We start from the raw sequence: 22363 nt of genomic DNA, 5'->3' as shown, positions 1-22363 counted from the left end.
AGTCCCTTTTAAGCGTGTGGGTTAGAGGGAGATTTTGAGGAAGGCAATCGCGTTGTTTCTGCGTTTGTTGAAATCTAGGTTGCTACTATCCCAATCATAACCGCGTGTGCTTACAAAACCGCCGCCAACTTTGATATTTGTGCCTTCGTTTGACCCATAAAGTCTAAACTGAGCCACTGCAGAGATTTCTGAATAATCGCCACCTGCATAAAGCAAATCAAGCTCTAAGCGTGAATCTGGTTTAATCCCACCAAAGACATACCAAGTGCTTGAGTTTCCACCATACACGAGCGGATTATTCGCTCTGCTAAACACATTGTTATATACATTGCTTCCGCGATAGCCGTAGAATCTGCTGTTATCATGTCCGTAGAGCAATGCATCACTTTTAGCTGTAGAGATATAACCTGCCCCGACTTTGAAAATCTCAGAGAATACCAACTCTTCATCTACCCATAGAAGTGTAGGATTGATAGTTTGATTTCCTACTTCATATTGTTGCCACAATCCACGCAAAGTAGTGATTGAGCGCAAACCATTGCCTTTGATATCAAGCACAGCTTTTGCACCCGCACTTAGCACGCTTGTTGTTCCTGAAAGGTTTGAATGCTGATAGTTTGTATCATACATTACATAAGGGCTAAATTTAAACACATCATAATCAAAATCTAGTCCGCCCATAAACACTTCGCCTGCATGATTGTGCTTCCACGCGCTGAAAGTGCCAAAGTTTGCCATTTCATACGCCATGCGGTTTTGGTTGCCATACACGCCTAGCTTTGAGTTCATCCATAAGCCCCAAACACCGATATGTTGCCCTTTGATATTAAGCGCTGCACCTTGGATATTTCCCCAAAGCCAATCCATACCTGAATACTCTTTTTTGTCTTTGCCATAGTAGAACTGCCCTACATCAAAGCGTCCTGCGACAAATGAAGTTGTTTTATTATCATACTTCAAATACGCATCAGAGACATCATATTGCTGTGGATAGTGTGCGTCACCCACGCCACGTATTTGTCCTATGCTGTAGTAGTTTTGATACACGGGAATTGCACCTTGCAATCCTACACCAAAGCTAAAGTTTTGTCCCAAACCGATATCTAAGCCCAAGCGCGCAGCTACAGCAGCATAAGATTCTTGCACGGATTTATCCTTAGAATCGAATGCTGGCATATTGCCTAGCCCTTGAGAATAATACGCACCTAAGAATCCAAAAGGTGTGATTTCTGCGCCAAAAGTCGCGCTCGCCGCAAGACTTGCTGCAAGTATAGTTGAAATATGTAGTTTTTTCATTTCTAACTCCTTGTTTTAAACTTGAAAGCCGAAAGTTATTATCGACTTCTTGTATAATACCTTAAATTTTATACATTTCAAGGACAACCAAATGGAAGTAACCAAACTGCAACCCCTAAGTAAAGAAGTGCTAGAGGAAATCGGGCTAGGCTGGCACACGGATTCTGATAACACGCCTTATATTGAAAATGAGCTTGTGCATATTAGCCAAGATGAGGCAGAGGCGTTTTATAACGCGGGCAATGAGCTCTACGATATGTATGTGGAGGCGGGCGAATATGTGCTAGAAAACGAGTTGCTTTTTGAGCTTGACATTCCGCCAAGCTTGCATGAGATGATTTACCAAAGCTGGGAGGAAGAGATCCACTGGCATTTGTATGGGCGCTTTGATTTGGCGGGTGGGCTTGATGGGAAGCCTATCAAATTGCTTGAGTTTAACGCCGACACACCGACAATGCTTTATGAATCCGCGCTCGTGCAATGGGCACTTTTGAAACACAATAACTTAAATGAGAATCTGCAGTTTAATGATATCGCTAATGCGTTGCGTGAAAATTTCAAGCGATTAATCACGCTAGATTCTGATACAAGCGCATTTGCAAGCTTATATGAAGGGTGGAAAATCCTTTTTTCAAGTGTGAAAGGCAATATCGAGGAGGAAACCACGACGCGATTTTTGGAGCAAATGGCGAGAGAAGCGGGCTTTGCAACGAATTTTGCCTACATTGATGAGGTGGGATTTTCTGCAGATGAGGGCGTGCTGTATGAAGGGCAAAATTACGAATTTCTTTTTAAACTCGTGCCATGGGAGTTTATTGCCATTGATGAGCCAGAAATGGCGCAGCTTATGAAAGAAATGATGCAAAATAAAAACGCGATTTTTCTCAATCCCGCTTACACGCTGATGTTTCAAAGCAAGCGCATGCTAAAGATTCTCTATGATTTGTTCCCAAAACACCCTTTGTTGTTAGAATCTAGCTTTGAGCCACTTAATATTAAGCAAGTGCGTAAGCGCTCTTTTGGCAGGGAGGGGGCGAATGTGGAGATTTTAGATTCTCATTCAAAGGTGCTAGAGGCAAAGGAGGGAATCTATGGCGCGCATAAGGAAGTCTATCAGCAATTTTTTGAGCTAAACGCGCACAATGGGAGCTTTTATCAGCCAAATGTCTTTTTTGCTTATGAATCTTGCGGGCTAGGATTCCGCAAGGGCGGGGCAATAGTGGATAATTTTTCAAAATTTGTTTCACACACGATTAAAGGATAAAAAATGTGGATATTACGCGAGCCAAGCCCAAATTTTCGGCAGGAATACGCCATCGATGAGCAGATTCTCACTTGTGTGAGCGCGCATAGTTTGGAGATTTTTAAAAGTAGCGATTTCGAGCAGGTAGCATTGATTGACAAAAAAGATTTGCTTTTGAAAAAATATCTTTTCGTGCATAGCGAGCTTTTAGGGCATATCGGAATCTGTACTTTGCCGCTAGATTCTACTTTTGCGCCACAAATTGAGAATCCCGACGCAAAGCCTTTGCACGTTTTGATTTATGATAGTTTCAATATTGAGATCGCCTTTGAGGCGCTTAAACATAGCGATGTGTGCGTGGATTTTGTGCAGGAGGATACAAAATGCTTAGATTCTCTCATTGATTTTTTCGAGCATTTTTCCTTGACGCGTCAAAACCCGCGCTTTAGGCTGTTTGAGAAGATTATCGATTTGGATATTATAAAATATGATGTGATTATTTCAGATTCTAAACTTAGCGCGCACAAAATCGATGGATTAGCGCGTATGCTAAGCGAGCGTGGGATTTTGCTCTATGCCAATAAGCATCCGATGCTTGATATGGAGGGCTTTAGGGAAGGCATCGCGCAGGCGAGGGATTTTTTTGAAGTGATATTGCCATTTTTCCCAAGTGTGAGTATTTTAAACGACAAAAGCTATGTGTTTGCCTCGCGCAAATACCACCCCACAAGCGATATGGTGCTTGCAAAGATTGATTTTATAGATGGGCTTAAATACTACAATGCCAGCGTGCATAAGCAGGTTTTTGCTCTGCCAAATTTCATAGATTCTGCGCTTAAACGCGTAGCGAAGTTTTAAGATTTATGCAAACTTTGCAATACGCCATTGCGCTCACAGGCTGTATCGGTAGCGGGAAAAGTAGCGTGGCAAGCCTTTTGAAGCTACATGGTTATAAGGTGATTTGTGCGGATTCTATCGCGCATGAGGTGCTAGAATCTTGCGCGGGCGAAGTGGTGGCGCGCTTTGGCGAAGGGATTTTGCAAGAAGATTTTGCAAGTCAAATTCCCACAAATAAAGAGCACGCAAAAGCTTCAAATATGAAGGTTGATAGAAAAAAGCTAGGCGCGCTTGTTTTTAGCGATGAAAACGCGCGTAAAGATTTAGAATCTATTTTGCACCCAAAAATTAAAGAGAATATTTTGACGCAAGCAAAAGAGCTTGAAAAATCCTGCGTGCCGTATTTCCTAGACATTCCGCTGTTTTTTGAATCTGGAGCAAAAGCGCGCTATCCTGTCGCCTTTGTCGCGGTGGTGTATGCGCCAAGGGAGCTGTGTTTGGCGCGTGTGAAAAAGCGCGATGGTTTAGATAAAAAAAGCATTAATGCGCGGCTAAATTCTCAAATTGATATTGAAAAAAAGCGCGAGTTGGCGGATTTTATCATCACAAACACGCAAGGTGTGAAAGAATTGCAAAATGAAGTCGAGGAATTTTTGCACGCGCTTGAAGCCAAATTTGCATAATCTTTAAAAAGCGTGCATGCGCTATTTAGGATAAAAATTACAAATATTCCTCGCTCTCATTTATCTCACATTCTAGGTGAAAAGTGATATTTTGTTCCTTTGGCGCGTAGTTTTTCTGCGCGTTTAAAATAAGCTCTTTTTTATCGCTTTGGCGCGTGAAAGTGTTGCTCCGCACGATATTGCACGAGGAAGGCACAATGTGGCGCGTGAAATTTTCAATTACAAAAATATTTGGTTCTACCTGCCTTAGCGCAAAACTCTTTGGCGCGATTTTTTCATAAAGCCTAGAATCCCGCGTGCTGTGGTAATAAAAGCTTTTATGTGGGTTTTTGAAATTTGTCCTTGTGGCGGTGAAGCCATTTTTTGTATAAATCGCGCTAATGGTGTCATCACCACTCTTTTTGCCTGCCACAAAGTCTTTCATGGCTTGAGATTGGATAAAAATTGCCGCGCGCTCTTTGTAAAGCCCAAATTTCACTTCCGCGCGCTTGTATTCATACGAGCCACCCTCGATAAAGCCCACGCGTTGCAGGATTTTTCCATTTTCACCTAAAGACAAAAAATTATCCCCAAATACAAAACTACTTGCTAAAATCATCATACAAAGCGCTATTTTATACGCATATAGCGTCTTTTTCATTGCTATCCTTTACATTTTTTTAGGCAAAACTTCGCTAACATATCGTTAAAAGTTTTTGAAAATTAAGCAAAATAAGGGGTTTTGGCAGAATGAAAACCATCGCGATTTTAGGCAAACCAAATGTTGGCAAAAGCTCGCTTTTCAATCGCTTATGTAAGGAGCAAAGCGCGATTACATCGGATTTTAGCGGGACTACAAGGGATATCAAAAAAGGCGTGTGTGTGATAAATGACACACCACTTACTTTGCTAGATTCTGGTGGGATTGATGCGAACCAAAACGCCGAGCTAGAATCTAACAAAAAAGCGCTCAAGCACGCACTCAAGCGCGCCGAGCTTTTCAAGCAAGTGAGCGAAGCGAGCCTTAAGGCAGGCGAAGATTCTGACTTGGTGCTATATGTCGTTGATGGGCGCGCGGAGATTGACGAGGAGGATACACGCATTATTCGATCCTTGCAAAAAAAGGTGCGCGTATTTTTGGTGCTAAACAAAATCGATAACGACAAGCTCAAACTTGAGGCGTGGAAGTTTAGCGCGCTTGGGGTGAAGGAACTGTTTTTTATCTCTGTGGCGCATAATCGTGGCATTAGCACACTGCAAGATTCTATCGCGCGCGCACTTGATTTGCAAAGCTTGCAAAATCAACAAAGTGCGCAAATGCAGAATCTAGCGACTTTGCAAAGTCAAGATTCAAATCAAGATTCAAGTATCGAGGAATTTATAGAATCTTTGGATTCTCTAAACCTTGCAAACCCCATGCCTGCGCACAATCAAAATGAAAATCAAGAAATCTATATCGGAATCATCGGGCGTGTCAATGTCGGCAAAAGCTCGCTACTAAACGCGCTTTTGGGGCAAAATCGAAGCATTGTAAGCGAAATCGCTGGCACGACAATCGATCCTGTTGATGAAAGCACAGAGTTTGAAAATGCCACTTTGCGTTTTATTGACACAGCTGGGATTAGGCGCGCGGGCAAGATTGAAGGCATTGAAAAATACGCGCTTGATAGGACAAATAAGGCGCTTGCAAAGTCTCATATCGCGCTTTTGGTGCTGGACTGCTCGCAAGGCTTTGTCGAGCTTGATGAAAAAATCACCTCCCTTGTGCCAAAGTATAATCTTGGCGTCATCATCGTGCTAAACAAATGGGACATCGCGCGCGCGGATTTTAAGAGCATAAAACAAGAGATTAAATATAAGTTCAAATTCCTTGATTACGCGCCTATGGTGTGTGTGAGCGCGAAAGATAAGCGCAATATTAACGCACTGAAAAAAAAGATTTTGGAAGTTTGGAGGAATTTCAACCACAGAATCCCAACCGCAAAGCTAAATGATATCATCTCAAAAGCCACCGCTAAGCACCATCTGCCAAGCGATAGAGGCAAGATTGTGAAAATCTACTACGCCACGCAGTTTGGGATCTGCCCGCCACAAATTAGCCTTGTGATGAATCGCCCAAATGCCCTGCATTTCAGCTACAAGCGCTATTTGGTAAATACTCTGCGTGAGGAATGCGATTTTAGCGGCGTGCCAATTATCATTGAAGCGAGGAAAAAATCAAGCCAAAAAAACGCAGAATCTGCAGAGGATTCTGCAGATTTGGAGTGAGTTTCATAGATTCTATAAGCAAAGTTAAGCAAAATTTCTTTACAATTCGCACTTTAAACCCATTAAATCCCACACAAAAAGGCAATATATGCGAAGTTATAAAATTTTTTGTGGCTCTGCGCACCCAGATTTTGGCGCGGAAATTAGCAAATACCTTGACATTGTGCTTTCAAATGCGAGCGTGACGCGCTTTAGCGATGGTGAGATAAATGTGCAAATCGGGGAATCTGTGCGTGGCAAAGATGTGTTTATTATCCAGCCCACATGCGCGCCGACAAATGACAATCTCATGGAGCTTCTCATTATGACAGACGCACTCAAGCGCAGTGCGGCAAATAGCATTAATGCGGTGGTGCCATACTTTGGCTATGCGCGCCAAGATAGGAAAGCCGCCCCGCGCGTGCCAATCAGCGCAAAGCTCGTGGCAAACCTTATCCAAAATGCCGGGATAAATCGCCTTATTACGATGGATTTGCACGCGGGGCAGATTCAGGGATTTTTTGACATTCCGGTGGATAATTTGTATGGCTCGATTGTGTTTAGGGACTATATCAAGGCTAAACATTTTGGCAATCCAATCGTTGCAAGCCCGGATATCGGCGGGGTTTCACGCGCACGCTATTTTGCGGATAAGCTGGGGCTTGATTTGGTAATCGTGGATAAAAAGCGCGAGCGCGCCAATGAAAGCGAGGTGATGAATATCATCGGCGATGTGAGCGGGAAAGATGTGATTTTGGTTGATGATATGATAGATACCGCTGGCACGATGTGCAAGGCTGCTGATGTGCTAAAATCGCGCGGGGCAAAAAGCGTGATGGCTATCGGTACACACCCAGTGCTAAGTGGTCCGGCGTTTGAGCGCATAGAAAAAAGCGCGCTTGATGAAGTCGTGGTGACAAACTCAATCCCACTGCGCGCGCAAAGCAAGAAAATAAAGGTGCTTAGTGTCGTCCCGCTTTTCGCAGAGGTAATCCGCAGAATCCACCATAGCGAAAGTGTGAATTCTTTGTTTATTTAGTTTTGATTTTTGAGTGAAAGGCTTTTCCAATGCGCAACACTTCCCCCAAAATTAATGAAAAAAAAGTCGGCGTCATTATCCCCATCTACAATGTAGAACAATATCTAAGAGAATGTCTAGATTCTGTAATTAATCAAACTTATAAGAATCTAGAAGTAGTCTTAGTCAATGATGGAAGCACAAGAAAAGAAAATCTCAAAATTGCAAAAGAATATGTTTTAAAAGATTCTAGATTTATCCTCTTTGTTAAAGAAAATGGAGGATTAAGCAGTGCTAGAAATGTAGGGATTGAATATTTTAGTGGGAGTATAAAGCTACAAAAAACTAGCAATAAACTAGGGGGGGGGGGATAATACTAACTTAAAAGCTAAAGATTACTTACAAACCTATGAGGTTATAGATTCTAATCCTTATCATATTAAACAAGTCTATACACAAACTAACAACACTATAAACTCACAAGATTTTCAAATAAACACAAAATCTTCAAAAACAATACAATCTCAACCTATTGACTATATTATCTTTTTGGATTCTGATGATTATTGGGAAAAGGAATGTGTGGAGGAGTGTATAAAAGCATTTGCTAAATGTGAGGAGCAGGGTAAAAATGTGGAGGTGGTGTGGTTTGAATTTTACTTTTTGACTAATGGTAAAATCACCACTGATGGCAACTGGATACAAATATATGGCGCAGAAGAAAGGATTTTGACGCCACAAGAATGGGCGCAAAAAACATACTATTTCTGGTTTTCTACCCTTGGACTAATTGATTTTAAATTTCTTAAATCTATCAAGCTTAAGTTTTTAAATGAAGTTTTGTATGAAGATGCAAATTTTGGAATTATGCTTTTTATGCAAGCACAAAGAATTTTTCGATTACCAAAAATGCTCTATTGCTACAGAATCCGTGAGCAAAGCACTATGCGTCCAACAACAATACAAATGCCACCTGCATATTTACAAAGTATTTATCTAAGTTTTAACAAAAACATTACATATCTTAATACTTACAATAGGGCTCGCAGTCTTTTTTTATTGACATTGCAGATAGTAGATTTTTTTAATTCATTGCCTCAAAATGAACCTACAAAAATAGCCAAACAAAGCTTTTTACCATACTATTTGAAGCAATCATTTTATATTTTTGATTTTTACAACGATCCATTAGAACTACAAAAGCAATTTTACAAACTTTTACCTTATATGGATTACATAAAACCTTCTTTTTACCAAAAACTAGTTATCCATTGCCCCATTTCTTTATATCCTCTTTTGACAAAGTTTAGAGCGGCTTATCTTTGGCAGCGAGACTTTGAGCGCAAATTTAGGCGGTGGTGGAAGAGTATTTTGAAATGCAAAAAAAGATTAAAAAGTTATTCTAATTTTGAGTAAAAAGTGGTGCTACGCCTTAAAGCTCTAAGGCATAGCTCAAAAAATTATTTCGCAACGGCTTCGATTTCGATATTAATACCTACAAGCTCGCTCACGCTTGAATCACCTGTGCTCTCACCCACTTTGAAATCCTTGCGGTTAAGCGCACCCTTCAAAGAAATAGAAATCAAATCTTTGCCAGTTTGTGGATGCTTCACAGGACCGCTCACATCGACATCAAACGCGATATTTTTTGTCACATCACGGATTGTGATATCTGCGTAAAGTTTGTTTTTTTCAAGTTTTGTCATTTTGAAAGTCGCTGCTGGGAATTTTTTCGCATCAAAAAAATCTGGCGCATTCAAATGCTTGTCCCTCGCGTCATTATTTGTATTGATATCAGCGATTTTTACCTGTCCTTCGAGTTTTGTAAGCTTTTTGCCATCAAACTCTACTTCACCGCTAAAATTCTTAAAATTCCCTTTTACCTTGCTCACCATAAGATGTTTTACTTCAAATCCAACTGATGAATGCGGAACATCAACTTGAAAAGTCGCCGCGCTCAAACTCCCAGCCAAAGCCAATGCTGCTACAAATGAAACTACTTTCATATTCACTCCTTAAAGTATTTTATGTTTATACTTACTTTTTGAAAGGTAAGTATAATTTACATTATAGGTTCAAAAAATAAACAATTAGCAAAAGCGCGCAATTAAATACCACCCCCACACAAGCACCCAAAATGCGAGCGCAAGTAGCTGCACAGCACTTCCCATATCTTTTGCTTTCTTTGCAAGCGGGTGGATTTGCGTGCTTGTGAAATCGATGGCGTTTTCAATAGCAGAATTGATAAGCTCCACTATAAGCGCCAAAAAGCAAGGCAGCAAAAGCAAAATTCCCTCATTCCAACTGCGCGCCAAAAAAATGCCAAGCGGGATACAAACGCACGCAAGTAAGCTCACTTGACGAAACGCTGCCTCATCGCTCCACGCGGCTTTCACACCATCGATTGAGTAAAAAAACGCATTCACAATGCGCTTAAAGCCTTTTTTGCCTTTTTTTGCATTGCGAAAAGGCGCTGGGGATTCTGTGTTTTGGGATTTTATGTTTTGAGATTCTGGCGCGCCTGTGTTTTGAGCGTCTATGCTTTGTAGGTTTTTATCCTGCGAGTCCGCGTTTTGTAAATTTGACATAATTTTCGCCCCTACTCTGCGTTATTTTCAAGTGTTTGCGCGCTAGAATCTATTGCATAGTGCTTTGCAAGCCATTCAAGGGTGATGCGCTCTTCAATCTCGGGAAGCAAAATCGGCTCATAATCGGCCTTTTTAGCCACCTCGATATTTAGCGCATTCCCGCCATCAAAGGCGCTTAAAACACTCTCTAGCGCGTTTAGAAGCGCGGATTCAAACTCCTTAATCTCCTCATCGCTCTGCTCTTGCAACTCATTTTGCAACATATGACTAAACAACACAAATCCAAAAAGCATGCCTTCCAGCATGCCCTCATTTTCCGCTCCAAGCGCCTTTTTATACACACTAAACAAATCATTTGCGCGCTCATTTATCGCTAGAGAATCTAGCCTCACGCCAAGCGCGTTGCGCTTCTCTTCGCCATCCTTGCCATCATCCGCGCTTTTATCGCCCTCTTTATTTATGTCAAGCAAAATAGCCAACGCATCTTGAATCTTGCCTGTAAAATCCTTGTGCGTAAGGCTAAAATGCGCCTTAGCAAAGCCATTGTATGCGAACTCCTCATTTTTCCCATAGCACTCAATGCCCGCACGCACAGCGTTTTTAGATTCTGAATCTAGCGAAGCGTCGCATGTGATTTTAAACGCAATTTCGCTATTTCTTGCAAGGAATTGCGCGCTCGCATTTGCTTGAGAATCCCTCCCGCTCAAATCAAGCTCAATGTCTTCAAACCGCCAAGATTCCGCCTGTGTCTGCTTAGACTGCGTATCTTCCTCAATGCCTAGCAAATCAGGCGCGCCAAACACAATAGCCTTTGACTTGCAAGCAATTTCCGTTTTCCCCGAGCACACAAAAGGCTCAAAGCTCAAAATTTCAGAATCCGCACTCGCCACCTTTTCTTGCAAAAAATGATTGATTTGTTTTTCTAAATTCGCATTCATTTTTTTTGAAAGCACAAACACTATCACAAGAAGCGCAATCACAACCACCGCGCCCGTGCCAATCAGCCCAAATGCCACTTTTTTTTTCATTTTTACTTCTCCTTTTTTTGCTTGAGCAATCGGCGCAAGCTTACATAAAACTTCATCCACTCATCAAGCTCCATAAGCGGGTGTCCGCCCCACTTTGTATTTGGGGGGAGATTTTTCCCCACAGCCCCGCGCCCAGCCACTTGCACAAAGTCGCCAATATGTATATGCCCGCCTGTGCCTGCCTGCCCGCCCATGACGACATTGCGCCCGGTGGTGGTAGAGCCTGCCAAGCCAACTTGTGAAACTAAAATCGTATTTTCGCCAACCACGCAGTTATGCCCCACCTGCACGAGATTATCGATAATTGCGCCACTTTTGATACGCGTTTCCCCAAACACAGCGCGATCGATGGTGTTGTTTGCGCCAATTTCTACGCGAGATTCTATCACCACGCGCCCGCTATGCTCGATTTTGATATGTTTGCCTTCATTTGTGTGTGCGTAGCCAAAGCCATCGCTTCCTATCACACTGCCTGCGTGGATTGAGACATTATCACCGATTTGCGTATCGCGATAAATCACCACATTTGGATAAATCTTGCAATGCGCGCCGATTGAGACATTATCACTTATCACCACACCGGGCAAAATCTGCGTATGAGCGCCGATACTGACATTTGCACCGATAAAAACATTTGGCGCGATGGTAAGTGTGGGGTTAGATTCCAAAAGTTCTTGGGCGTAGTTTTTGCGAAGATTTGCAAATTCTGGCTTTGCAAAAAGATGGCTTAAGTAGGCAAATGCGAGATGAGGATTTGCAACTTCTAAGCCTTGAATGTGCGCTGGGACAAGGTTTGCGTGATTTGGGCGCACCAAAACCGCACCAACGCGAGAATCCGCAAGAGAAGCAAGGTATTTTTCTTGATCAATGTAGCTAATCTGCGTTTGAGTAGCCTGCTCTAGCGGGGCTAAAGCGCTCAATTCAAAGTCTTTGCTTGCATTAAAATGACGCACCGCAATATTTTTTGATTCTAAAAATTCTATCGCTTCTTGCAAACGCATAGCTTTTCCTTAAAAAGTAATCAAAGCGCTAGACGCACGCGCTAAGGCTTAGATTATGCTTTATTTGTTCTTGTATCCTTGCGAAGTTCTTTGATACGCGCTGCTTTACCGCTTCTATTGCGCAAATAATAAAGCTTCGCTCTGCGCACGCGCCCGATTCTTAGCACTTGGATAGAATCTAGACTCTCGCTATAAAGTGGGAAAGTTTTTTCCACGCCGATATTATTTGCGCCGATTTTACGCACCGTGAAAGTCCTATCTACACCATTTCCACGGATAGCGATACACACGCCTTCAAAGTTCTGAATCCTGCTTTTATCGCCTTCCATAATCTTAATACCAAGCTTGATTGTGTCGCCTGCTTTAAAATGTGGCACTTTTTTCTCACCAATTTGGGCTTTTTGGAAGCTCTCAATATATCTATTTTTCATCTTAAAACTCCTTCTTTTATTTTGCCTTGTGTGCTTTGCTCTTGCGCGCCTTAGGCTCATAAGCAGTGCTTTGCGCCTTCAATGTAATATACAAATCTGGGCGAAAATACTTTGTCTTTGCAGTTGCAAGGCTTGTTTTTAAGCCCGCGATTTTACTATGATTTCCCTTTGAATACTCTGAAGGTGTATGCAATTTTTGAGAATTTTGCAAAAATTTTTCAACTTTTGGGCTACTTTTGGCAAAATTTGGCGCTTCCAAAAGATGAGATTCAAAACTTTCACCTTTGAGAGAATCTTTATTCCCAAGCACGCCTTCAATCTGCCTTGCAATGCTATCGGCTAAACTTAGCGCGCCAAGCTCGCCACCTGTCAAAATAAAATCCCCAATGCTAAAAACCTCGTCCGCAAAAAGCTCAATCGCGCGCTCATCAAAGCCCTCATAACGCCCGCATACAAAGCTAATATGCCTTTTTTTGCTAAGACGCAAGGAGTCATTTTGACAAAATGGCTTCCCGCAAGGACTTAAAAAAATAATATGAGAATCCTTAAGATTCTGCAACGCTAAAGAGAGTATTTCTAAATGTAGCACCTGCCCTGCTCCACCACTAATAGGCGCGGAATCCGCCTTAAAATGCGGTGGCGAAGTAAAATCGCGCATATTGATACACTCAAACTCAATGATCCCCTTTTCACACGCGCGCTTAAGGATAGAATCTGCAAAATAAGGCGCGATGAGCTGTGGAAAAAGGCTCAAAAAACTAAATTTCATTTCCTAGCTCTCTTCTAAAATCTCGCGCGCACCTTGCGTGAAAATGCTTTTTATCTCAATTTGCGTATTTAAAATGTAGCGCTCAATATAAGGAAGCAAAAAGCGCTTTGGCAATTTTATCTTAGAATCTGCGCTCAAAAGATTCTCACTTGTTTCAATAATGAGATAATCTACACTCCCTATGCGCTCTATCTCGCTCACAATGCCAAGCTCTGCGCCTTCTTCGATAATCTTGCAACCAATAATATCAAACCAAAAAAACTCGCCCTCTTTCAATTCGCAAGCTGCGCGCGTAGAATCCACGCTGCTAAAAAGCAAGGTGTTTGTAAGCTGGCTTGCCTCTTCTTTTGAAGTGATATTTTTAAAGGTAATAAGCGCGCTAGGCGCTGTGTTGTGGTGGGATTCTGATTTGTGGGATTGTGTTTTGATAGAACCCTGCGCGCTTTGAAAGTCTAAGATTTCAAGCGTAGGATACAATGGGTGGGAAGTGCTAAGAACTACGCCTTGTTTTAAAAACTGCGGAAAATCTGTCTGCAAAAAAACACGCAACATGCCATTTACGCCGACACTGCGCCCGAGCTTGCCAATGTAAATACGCCCAGAATCCGCCTGCTTAGGAAGATTCAATGGTGATTTTGTAGTTTTGCCCATCTTTTGCTTTTGCTCCGGATATGAGAGTTTTAAGAGAGCTTATCATCTTGCCTTCTTTGCCTATCAAGCGTCCTACATCATCTGGGTGCGCATATACCAAAATATCCTTTAGCTTATTGCCCTGCGCATCTTGCGTGCAAGTGCTTTGCACCTTAATGCATTGCGGTTGGGTTACAATCTTTTTGGCATATTTTTCGATAAAATCCTCTATCTTGCCTTCATTATTCATATCTATATCTCTATGTATTCTCAAAATGCAACAGCCCGCGATTTTGCAAGCTGTAATTTTAAGATTATTTTGTAAGCTTTGCTACGCGCTCGCTCATTTTTGCGCCAACGCTTTTCCAATACGCCAAGCGCTCTTTGTCAAATTTCACGGTTTCAGGCTGTGTAAGCGGATTGTAATATCCTAGAGATTCTATCCAGCCACCATCACGCTTTTTGCGAGAATCTGTAACAACAATACGATAAAAAGGCTTTTTCTTGCGTCCCATTCTTGTTAAACGAATTACGGTCATTGCTTGTGTGCTCCTTATTGTGTGAAAAAATATGTCAATTAAGCGGGCAATTATAAAGATTCTTTGCTTAAAAAAGCTTTATTTTGGCTCATCGTGGGAATTTTGCATTTCCAAGCATGCTCATAAAGTCCTGCATACCGCCTTTTTGGCTCATTCTCTTTGCCATTTTTGCAGCATTATCAAACTGCTTGACAATGCGATTTATACTCGCGACATCAAGCCCACTACCTTGTGCTATCCTTTTGCGCCTTGAGCCATTGAGTAAATCTGGGTTAGCGCGCTCTTTTGGCGTCATAGAATTCACCATCGCGCGGATATTTTTTATCTCGCTTGAATTATCCAAATCCACATTTTTCAGCGCACTTGCCATATTCCCAAGCCCCGGGATCATTGAGACAATCGAGCTCATCGAGCCTAGTTTTTTAATGTTTTCAATTTGATTTAAAAAATCTTCAAAGCTAAATTGCCCTTTTTTGAGCTTTTTAGTGATATTTTTTGCTTCTTTTTCATCAATCACACTTGCGGTTTTTTCTGCCAATGAGGCGATATCTCCCGCTCCCATAAGGCGCGAGACAATGCGTTCTGGCAAGAAAATATCCAAATCCGCCACCTTCTCACCACTTCCAATAAAGCGCAATGGCACGCCGATTTGAAACGCCACAGAAAGCGCGATACCACCTTTTGAATCGCTATCAAATTTTGTCAAAATCACGCCATCAATGCCTATTTTTTCATTAAAAAGCGCGGCTGTTTTCACGCCCTCCTGTCCCACGAGAGAATCTGCCACATAAAAGCACTCTGTGGGATTTATGGATTTTTTAATCGCGCTTAGCTCCTCCATTAATTCAGAATCTATCGCCAAGCGCCCAGCTGTATCAATCAAAAGCACATCAAAATGCCCGCTGATAGCCTTTTGCTTAGCCTCTTTAGCCACTTCTAAAGCCACTTTTGGCGCATTTAGATTCTCTTGCGTGGGCGCAAAAACTTCTACTTCTATGCTTTGCCCTAATTGCTTGAGTTGCTCCACAGCAGCCAAACGTTGCAAATCGCACGCCGCCATCAAAACTTTTTTTCCGCGACTTTTGAGATAGTTTGCAAGCTTTGCGGTGGTGGTGGTTTTCCCGCTTCCTTGCAAACCCATCATCAAAATAATCGTAGGCGGTGTGGGCGCGTAGGTAAAACCATAATGCTTTGAAGTGTGCAAAATCTCAAGCAGGCTCTGCTCTAGCGCCTTATTAAAGCTCTGCTTGCCAATGCCCTGCGCCTTTGTCTTAGATTCCACAGATTGCAAAATCTCTTTTGTGGCTTTGTGATAGACATCATTGCGCAGTAAGATTCTCTTTAACTCCTCCAGCGCGCTTTTTAGCGCTCTTTCATCATCGCTAAAGCGAATTTTATTCGCGACATTTTTAAATGATTGCGTTAGCGTGTCAAACAAGTTTGCTCCTTAAATTTTGATTTATTACCTTTGCTTAAACGCCCAAAATCGGCTGATAAGATAGCCTGTGATGGTGTAAGCCACGCTGGCGATAAGAATAGAAATATATTCATTAATCCCCAAAATGCGGAAACTGAGCGTAAAAATAAGCATATTTACCGCGTAAGAAATCCCCATCGCAATGCAGAATCTCACAAAATCACTTTTATGGGAATTTTGCGATTTGAAAGTAAAGCGCTTGTTAAGAAAGTAGGAATTTATCATGCCAGCGATGATTCCAAGCGTGTTTGCAAGCTCGGGCAAAACACCAATAAAAACAAGAAAAAAACTAAACCCAAGCCCTACAATCGTATTTGCCACGCCCACAAGTCCATAGCGCACGGCAGAATGCGACAAAAGCACTTGCAATTTTTGTTTTGACAATTTTTGGCTCATTTAGATTCTCGCATTTTGGCTCTGCTACTTCATTTTATTTCGCTCTATTTGGCGTGTGGCGCGGGCTTAGAATCTATGTTAGATTCTTTAGATTCTAGCGCATTTTCTTGCGTTGGGGAATCTAGCGTAGGATCTTCGTTCCCCGCATTCAAGCGCTCTTCAAAGTCCTTTGTCACTTCCTTATCAAATGTGTGGATATAGCGTTCCTTGCCTTTAAACTCAATCAGTGTGCATTGCGGATAGACTTCGATTTTATGATAAATATTATCGACAAGTTTTAAGCGTTTGCCAGCAGTTGCTGGATCGCAGCGCGGATCTTCTTTGAGCGCGTTAAAATCCTCTGCTTCAGGCGTAGTTTTCAGCTGCTCTTCAGGCACTTCGCCCCAGCCATAGTGCTTCATCGCAGTTCTTACCCAATATTTAGAATCTGTAATCGTCACAAGGCGCTTCATTATCGGATAGTGCTTTGAGGCGTTCTCAAGCGCGGGCGATGCTGTCACCCAGCCTTTGATTCTATAAAGGTAATTATCCGCGTCAGCATAGTGCGGCGTGGCATTTACCAAATCATTTAAAAGCACGGTTAGGCGGAATTTTTGGTATTCATTTTGTTGTGAAAGCGCGTTGCCATAGGAGTTTGCAAACACCACAAGCGACCAAGAGCAAAAGCCAACAATCACCGCACTCAAAATATAAAACGCCCTTTGTGGCAATGGGCGGGAAACATAGCGCGTGGAGTTGGTGCGGGATTGATCTTTTTGCTTATACGCCCAGCCACGCCACGCGCTCACCACATACACGCTCAAAGCCGCGACAAATACGCCAATGCCAATAAACGCACGCGGGCGCGTAAGCGGCTGCTCTAGCACAAGATAAGTGCCGTAACTTAGGCAGATTCCAATGCAGAGCACCGCAAGCGCTAAGATGAGAGAGAGAATCTTATTTATCCGCGCTTGATATATCGCAGAAATGACAAAAAACCCAAGCAATGCCAGCACGCAGATTTTCACCCCTGCCAAGCCAAAGTCACTCCAAAGGTAGTTTAGATACATATCAAGGTTTCGCAAAAAGCCACTTATCAAATCGCTCCCCTTTAGCATCGCAGTGCTTGCTTGAGAATGCGAGTTTTCATGCATGATAAAAAACTTAAAAATGCTAAGCGCGATAATGTAGTTAAGTGCAGAAACACCTATGAAAGTAAAAGCCTTTTTCACGCCAGCATTTGTTTGATTAAATATCAAAAACGCAAAAAATAGCACCAAAATCACTTCAATCCCGCTACTTGCTTGATAAGTCATACACATACCAAGCGAACAAAGAATCGAAATAGGGATATACGCGCGAATGTGGTGGATAAACACAAATGGAATCACGCTAAAAAGCACGCTTAGCGCCATATAAGGCGAGTCGTATTTAAAAGAAAGCTCCTCTAAAAAGTAAGGCGAAAGCCCAAGCGGAATGGAAGCGATGATGCCTAGCACTGTTAGGCGCTTTTTGTATGGAATCTCGCTAGATTCCCAATTAGAATCTTCATTTTTCCAGATAACTTCGCGCACACTCCATACCAAAATAAGGCTCGCAAAGCTTAGGAAAGCAATCGCCACAAGCTGCGTAAGTGGCGAAACATCAGAGAGCACAGAATCCATATGCATAAAGGTAGAGAGAAACCAGCTAATATAGCGCGAGAAATTCTCCCATTCCTTGTAGCCGATAATCGCACGATTTAAATCATCGATATAATACACATCTGCGCGGATAAGGCTCAAAATCCCCAAGCCATAAAGGCTAAAAGCGATAAGAAAATACTTCCAAAAACCTTGCGTGTGGAAAAACGCCCAAGAGGCGACTTTAAATTCCCTAAATGAGCGGGATAAGATATTCATACTAAGCTCCTTTGTTCTATTATAAGTTGTATCACTTTTCCTATTCCTTTGAACGTATCACTCACAAGAGCAAAGCCCTTGTGAGCTCCGCTACGCTTCCAACTGCGCGGAAATAAATTCCGCTTTGTTTCCAGCTTCGCGTTCATGTTTTACCATTTTTGGCAGATAAGATTCTGCGGATTCTGCAACGCGGTGCAGCAGCTTAAAGATCTTTATGGATTGCCACGCTCCACTGCGTTGCGCTCGCAATGACTATCAGAATCTAGCGCAGATTCTGCATTTTCTTTAGAATCTGCAACTTTTGCAACCTTCACACTCCCGCGATTTTCCAAAATATAAATCGGGCGCATTTTCACTTGCTCATAGATTCTAGCGATATACTCGCCAATCACGCCCAAAAGCATAAGCTGTATCCCGCCAATGAAGGTAATGACGACAATAAGGCTCGGATAGCCCGGCACCGGGTTGCCATACATTATTGTATCCACAATGCGATAGATTCCATACAGCACGGCAAAAATAGAAATCAGCGCGCCAATGACAAAGGCGATTCTCAAAGGCATCGTGCTAAAGCTCACAATCCCTTCAATCGCGTATTTAAACAGCTTCCAAAAGCTCCAGCTCGAGCTTTCTTTGAAATGCGGGATATACTCATATTCCAAGCATTCGCGCTTGAAGCCCACCCACGCAAACATCGCCTTTGAAAAGCGATGATATTCTTTCATCTCTAAAAGCGCGTCGATAACCTCCCTGTCCATAAGGCGGAAGTCGCGCACGCCAGATTCTATTTTTACTTCAGAAATCCAATTTGAAAGCTTGTAAAATGCCTCGCTCAAAGCCGCGCGGATTTTGGATTCTCCAGCGCGTGTGGTGCGGCGCGCGTAGATGACTTTGATTTCGCGTTTAGAATCTAGCCAGATTTTTATCATTTTTGGGATCAGATTTGGCGGATCTTGCAAATCCGCATCAAGGAGTATCACGCCCTCCCCGCGCGCTTTTTGTAGTCCTGCTAAAATCGCGGCTTCTTTGCCAAAATTGCGCGAAAAAGAAAATATACCAATCTCGCATTCTTTTTGCGTGCTACTTTTTTGCCCATCATTTTTGCTTTGCAGAGAATCTAAAATCTCTAGCGTCTTATCTTTTGAGCCATCATTGACAAAGATAAGCTCGTAAAATGGTGCGTTTTTAGGCAAAAGATTATGACTTGCGAGCAGACTTTTTGATTCATTCATCACTTTTGTGATTTCATCATAAAATCGTGGCAGCGAAACCTCTTCATTATAGCAAGGCACGACAATAGAGATGATAGGCTTTATTTTTTGCTCCATATTTTGCCTCCAAAATTTCAAAATAAGCGCGGATTCTATAACTTTTTAAATAATGGTTTTATTAAGTCATTTTGCTTGTGATTTTAAGAAATTATCTGCACTTCGCACTCAAGCATAATGCCAAAAGCCTCAAACACGCGCTTTTTGGCAAGCTCAATAAGAGCAAGCGCATCTTCAAAGCTCCCACCGCCGAGATTTACCAAAAAATTTGCATGTTGCGCGCTAAAGCCCACACCACCGATACTAAAGCCCTTAAGCCCTACAGATTCTAAAAGCCTACCGGCAAAATCGCCCTTTGGATTCTTAAAGCAACTCCCACAGCTGGGCATTTTTGGGTGTTTGGCGCGGATAGCTAGAAAATCCTTGCTAAGCGCGTCATTAAAGCCTTGTATTTTTTTAAGGCACGCTTGCAAAATCACCCCGCTAATCCCACTAGAACGATAGCTAAAAGGGATTTTTTCCGCGTCTATCCACTCGCCATTGATATTGATAGAATCTAGCATTTCACAAATTTCATAATTTTGCCCACTGCTACTTTTTAACCCCGCATTCATCTTAATAATGCCCCCAAGCGAACCGGGCAAGCCTTGCAAAAATTCCACACCGCCTAAATTTTGTGCTTTAAAAAAACTAAAAATTTTTGATGAACTTAGCGCCGCACCCACAAGCACGCTATTTTCTTGCGCGCCATTTGTGGTATTTTCTCTGCTTTCAATACTTATTTGGCTAAAAATTTCTTTATCAAGCATTGCAAGATTTTTGGCATGTGGGGAAATGAGGAGATTCTGCGCTTTTCCAATGAGAGAAAAGCCACGCGCTACGCATTCTTGCGCGTCTTTGCTTGAGCGGATAAGATGCACTTCTATGGGCGCGCCAATCCGCAAGCTAGAATATTTTGAAAAATCAATAAGGCGCGTCTGCACTTAAAATTTCACATCTGGAATCATATTTATAAGCATCGTCGCATAATCTGTAATCATGCTAATCATCCAAGGCATCGTAAAAATAATCACAGCCACGACAGCAAGGATCTTTGGGACGAAGCTTAAAGTCATTTCATTAATCTGCGTGGTGGCTTGAAAAATACTCACCAAAAGCCCCACAATAAGCCCGGCTAGCAACATCGGAAGGGAAAGAATAAGAGTAAGCTTGTAGGTTTGCACAGCAAGAGACATAAGTTGAGATTCCATAATTTGCGCCTTTTTAAGAGTTTAGAAATTTTAGGATTTGGCGAGAAGGCGAGAGAATCGAACTCCCCAAGGACTAGTCATCTAGCCCTACATTAGGTTTGAAGCCTAAGGTGCGCACCAGCTACACTTGCCTCCCAAAAACCGCGCGTATTATAAGCTATTGCAGTTAAAAATAACTTTATGCGTTATAATCAAACTTTCTAAACAGCCAAAAAATCACAAAAAATAAAGGTGTAAGTTATGCACGCACAAGAATTGTTTCAAGCCCTGCCAAAGATGGATACACTCCTTAATCATAAAAATTTTGCAAAGGCAAACAAAACCCTTTTAAAGCCACTTATTTCAAAGCATTTGCAAGAGCTCCGAGAAGAAATCCAGAATCTCATAGAATCTCACGCGCAAAGCACGCTAGATTCTCACGCAGTAGCGCAAATACAAGAAAAAATCCGCAATATTCCAACAACGATACAAAACGCCTATAACGCGCTTTTCACTCCCACACTCATTCCTGTGGTGAATGCCAGCGGTGTGGTGCTACAAACAAACCTCGGGCGTAGCGTGCTTAGCCAACAAGTGGCACAAAAACTATTGCCACTTCTCACGCGCTATTGCACGCTTGAATACGACCTAGACAAAGGCGCGCGCTCAAGTCGCTACACGCACGCAAATGCGCTTTTTCAGGCGCTTTTCCAAACAGACTATGAATTTTTGGTGGTGAATAATAACGCCGCAGCGGTGCTTTTAATCCTGCAGACTTTTGCGAAAAATAAAAAAGTGCTTATCTCGCGCGGGGAATTAGTAGAAATTGGCGGGGGCTTTAGAATCCCAGAAGTGATGAAGCAAGCGGGTTGCGAACTACTTGAAGTTGGCGCGACAAATAAAACGCATTTAAGCGATTATGAAAATGCGCTAAGTGCGGAATGTGCGATGATTTTAAAGGCGCATAAGAGCAATTTTTCACAGATTGGATTCTGCGCGGAAGTGGCGATGAAAGACTTAAGCGCGCTCGCGCAAAGGGAAGGCATGATTGATTATTATGATTTAGGAAGCGGATATGTAAGCGGGCTAGAATCCCTGCCCCACGCGCATTACACGAGCGAAAACTCGCAAGAGCCAAGTTTGAAAGAAATTTTTAGCGCACCCCCATCATTACTTAGCTTTAGTGGGGATAAACTCTTTGGAAGCGCGCAGGCTGGCATTATCGCGGGTAAAAAAGAGCTTATTGAAAGGTTGAAAAAAAATCAGCTTTTACGTGCCTTGCGCGTGGATAAGCTGTGCTTAGGCGTCTTGCAAGCAAGTTTAGAAGCGTATTTGCAAAATGATTTTGATGCAATCCCCACACTTCGCATGCTTAGAATCTCCCCGGATTCTCTTTTGTCTCGCGCGCAGCAGTTTTTGAAAATATTGCGCCCTTTGGAATCTGCGTATGATTTTGAGGTTAAAAAGGTAGATTCTCTCTCAGGTGGCGGGAGTTTGCCGGATATGAAGTTTGAAAGCTATGGCATTGCGATAAGTGCGAAGGCTTTTTCTTGCGCGCAGTTAGAAGAACGCTTGCGAAGGGATTTTAGCATTATTACGCGCATTATCGCAGACAAAGTGCTGTGTGATATGCGCACGCTTTTAGATAATGACGAAATGCGCATTTTTGAAGCCTTGGAAAGCTTAGATTCCACACATCACGCAAAAAATAAAAATGCAAAGTTTTAAGCGCTAAATCTTTTCAAAACCTTATTCAGTCAAAAAATGCTACAATACGCGCGCAAGTGGGATTTATTCTCGCGCAGAGATTTTAAAAAGGACAAA

Annotated in this window: 24 protein-coding genes, 1 tRNA gene and 1 pseudogene; 8 read left to right on the top strand and 18 right to left on the bottom strand. The window is 42.4% G+C overall.

Annotated features, from left to right (window positions below; all coding sequences use genetic code 11):
• Positions 1–21: 21 nt before the first annotated feature.
• On the bottom strand, positions 22–1296 hold the full coding sequence (locus CQA49_RS01130; RefSeq protein WP_115574129.1) for a hypothetical protein: 1275 nt from the start codon (positions 1294–1296) through the stop codon (positions 22–24).
• Between the two features lie 91 nt (positions 1297–1387).
• Here CQA49_RS01130 and CQA49_RS01125 point away from each other — a divergent pair, with 91 nt between their 5' ends.
• Genes CQA49_RS01125 through coaE form a run of 3 tightly spaced genes read left to right on the top strand, consistent with a single transcriptional unit; the run spans position 1388 to position 4059 of the window.
• On the top strand, positions 1388–2560 hold the full coding sequence (locus tag CQA49_RS01125) for a glutathionylspermidine synthase family protein (RefSeq protein ID WP_115574128.1): 1173 nt from the start codon (positions 1388–1390) through the stop codon (positions 2558–2560).
• Between the two features lie 3 nt (positions 2561–2563).
• Positions 2564–3397 carry a spermidine synthase gene (locus CQA49_RS01120; RefSeq protein ID WP_115574127.1) on the top strand — a complete coding sequence of 278 codons (834 nt, stop codon included), beginning with the start codon at positions 2564–2566 and terminating at the stop codon, positions 3395–3397.
• A gap of 5 nt (positions 3398–3402) precedes the next feature.
• A complete protein-coding gene (gene coaE / locus CQA49_RS01115) occupies positions 3403–4059 on the top strand; it encodes a dephospho-CoA kinase (RefSeq protein WP_115574126.1) in 657 nt (218 codons plus the stop codon).
• A gap of 37 nt (positions 4060–4096) precedes the next feature.
• On the opposite strand, the gene CQA49_RS01110 is transcribed toward coaE, so the two are convergent.
• Positions 4097–4699, bottom strand: coding sequence for a hypothetical protein (locus tag CQA49_RS01110; RefSeq protein WP_115574125.1), 603 nt, complete (start codon positions 4697–4699; stop codon positions 4097–4099).
• Between the two features lie 89 nt (positions 4700–4788).
• Between CQA49_RS01110 and der the strand changes: the two genes are divergently transcribed.
• From der to CQA49_RS01090, 4 genes and pseudogenes are all read left to right on the top strand, one after another.
• Positions 4789–6306, top strand: coding sequence for a ribosome biogenesis GTPase Der (gene der, locus CQA49_RS01105; RefSeq protein ID WP_115574124.1), 1518 nt, complete (start codon positions 4789–4791; stop codon positions 6304–6306).
• A gap of 88 nt (positions 6307–6394) precedes the next feature.
• Entirely contained in the window at positions 6395–7324 is a 930-nt protein-coding gene (locus CQA49_RS01100; protein WP_115574123.1) for a ribose-phosphate pyrophosphokinase, read from the top strand.
• Between the two features lie 29 nt (positions 7325–7353).
• A pseudogene (locus tag CQA49_RS01095) lies at positions 7354–7633 on the top strand (glycosyltransferase family A protein); the annotation flags it as partial.
• Between the two features lie 312 nt (positions 7634–7945).
• The gene (locus tag CQA49_RS01090) at positions 7946–8719 is read left to right on the top strand and encodes a hypothetical protein (protein WP_147288638.1); all 774 of its coding nucleotides are present in this window, start codon (positions 7946–7948) and stop codon (positions 8717–8719) included.
• A 44-nt stretch (positions 8720–8763) separates the two neighbouring features.
• Here CQA49_RS01090 and CQA49_RS01085 read toward each other — a convergent pair whose 3' ends face one another.
• From CQA49_RS01085 to CQA49_RS01010, 16 genes are all read right to left on the bottom strand, one after another.
• On the bottom strand, positions 8764–9309 hold the full coding sequence (locus CQA49_RS01085) for a YceI family protein (RefSeq protein WP_258864140.1): 546 nt from the start codon (positions 9307–9309) through the stop codon (positions 8764–8766).
• An 84-nt stretch (positions 9310–9393) separates the two neighbouring features.
• Entirely contained in the window at positions 9394–9804 is a 411-nt protein-coding gene (locus CQA49_RS01080; RefSeq protein ID WP_258864146.1) for a diacylglycerol kinase, read from the bottom strand.
• Between the two features lie 98 nt (positions 9805–9902).
• A complete protein-coding gene (locus tag CQA49_RS01075; RefSeq protein ID WP_115574118.1) occupies positions 9903–10919 on the bottom strand; it encodes a hypothetical protein in 1017 nt (338 codons plus the stop codon).
• 2 nt (positions 10920–10921) lie between these two features.
• Positions 10922–11920, bottom strand: a complete 999-nt coding sequence (gene lpxD / locus CQA49_RS01070; RefSeq protein WP_115574117.1) for a UDP-3-O-(3-hydroxymyristoyl)glucosamine N-acyltransferase — start codon at positions 11918–11920, stop codon at positions 10922–10924.
• Positions 11921–11973: 53 nt separating this feature from the next.
• Positions 11974–12351, bottom strand: a complete 378-nt coding sequence (gene rplS, locus CQA49_RS01065; RefSeq protein WP_115574116.1) for a 50S ribosomal protein L19 — start codon at positions 12349–12351, stop codon at positions 11974–11976.
• 16 nt (positions 12352–12367) lie between these two features.
• Positions 12368–13120 (bottom strand): tRNA (guanosine(37)-N1)-methyltransferase TrmD, encoded by a 753-nt coding sequence (gene trmD, locus CQA49_RS01060; protein ID WP_115574115.1) that lies wholly within the window; start codon positions 13118–13120, stop codon positions 12368–12370.
• Between the two features lie 3 nt (positions 13121–13123).
• A complete protein-coding gene (gene rimM, locus CQA49_RS01055) occupies positions 13124–13771 on the bottom strand; it encodes a ribosome maturation factor RimM (protein ID WP_115574114.1) in 648 nt (215 codons plus the stop codon).
• A complete protein-coding gene (locus CQA49_RS01050) occupies positions 13734–14024 on the bottom strand; it encodes a KH domain-containing protein (RefSeq protein WP_258864139.1) in 291 nt (96 codons plus the stop codon). The genes rimM and CQA49_RS01050 overlap by 38 nt, the downstream gene beginning before the upstream one ends.
• Before the next feature lie 40 nt (positions 14025–14064).
• Positions 14065–14289 (bottom strand): 30S ribosomal protein S16, encoded by a 225-nt coding sequence (gene rpsP, locus CQA49_RS01045; protein WP_115574112.1) that lies wholly within the window; start codon positions 14287–14289, stop codon positions 14065–14067.
• 88 nt (positions 14290–14377) lie between these two features.
• Entirely contained in the window at positions 14378–15727 is a 1350-nt protein-coding gene (gene ffh, locus CQA49_RS01040) for a signal recognition particle protein (protein WP_115574111.1), read from the bottom strand.
• 24 nt (positions 15728–15751) lie between these two features.
• The gene (locus CQA49_RS01035; RefSeq protein ID WP_258864138.1) at positions 15752–16150 is read right to left on the bottom strand and encodes a GtrA family protein; all 399 of its coding nucleotides are present in this window, start codon (positions 16148–16150) and stop codon (positions 15752–15754) included.
• A 56-nt stretch (positions 16151–16206) separates the two neighbouring features.
• Positions 16207–18042: a glucosyltransferase domain-containing protein gene (locus tag CQA49_RS01030; protein WP_115574109.1), complete on the bottom strand. Its 1836-nt coding sequence runs from the start codon at positions 18040–18042 to the stop codon at positions 16207–16209.
• Between the two features lie 212 nt (positions 18043–18254).
• Complete coding sequence (locus CQA49_RS01025; RefSeq protein ID WP_115574108.1) at positions 18255–19370, bottom strand: glycosyltransferase family 2 protein; 1116 nt, start codon at positions 19368–19370, stop codon at positions 18255–18257.
• Between the two features lie 83 nt (positions 19371–19453).
• Positions 19454–20293, bottom strand: coding sequence for a UDP-N-acetylmuramate dehydrogenase (locus CQA49_RS01020; RefSeq protein ID WP_115574107.1), 840 nt, complete (start codon positions 20291–20293; stop codon positions 19454–19456).
• Complete coding sequence (fliQ, locus tag CQA49_RS01015) at positions 20294–20560, bottom strand: flagellar biosynthesis protein FliQ (RefSeq protein ID WP_066387492.1); 267 nt, start codon at positions 20558–20560, stop codon at positions 20294–20296. It abuts the gene before it with no gap.
• A 38-nt stretch (positions 20561–20598) separates the two neighbouring features.
• Positions 20599–20696, bottom strand: a tRNA-Sec gene (locus CQA49_RS01010).
• A 104-nt stretch (positions 20697–20800) separates the two neighbouring features.
• Between CQA49_RS01010 and selA the strand changes: the two genes are divergently transcribed.
• Positions 20801–22267 carry an L-seryl-tRNA(Sec) selenium transferase gene (selA, locus tag CQA49_RS01005; RefSeq protein ID WP_115574106.1) on the top strand — a complete coding sequence of 489 codons (1467 nt, stop codon included), beginning with the start codon at positions 20801–20803 and terminating at the stop codon, positions 22265–22267.
• The last annotated feature ends 96 nt before the right edge of the window (positions 22268–22363 follow it).

It is taken from the genome of Helicobacter sp. MIT 00-7814 (assembly GCF_003364115.1).
Lineage (GTDB): Bacteria > Campylobacterota > Campylobacteria > Campylobacterales > Helicobacteraceae > Helicobacter_F.
This window is presented reverse-complemented; position numbering and strand designations above follow the sequence as displayed.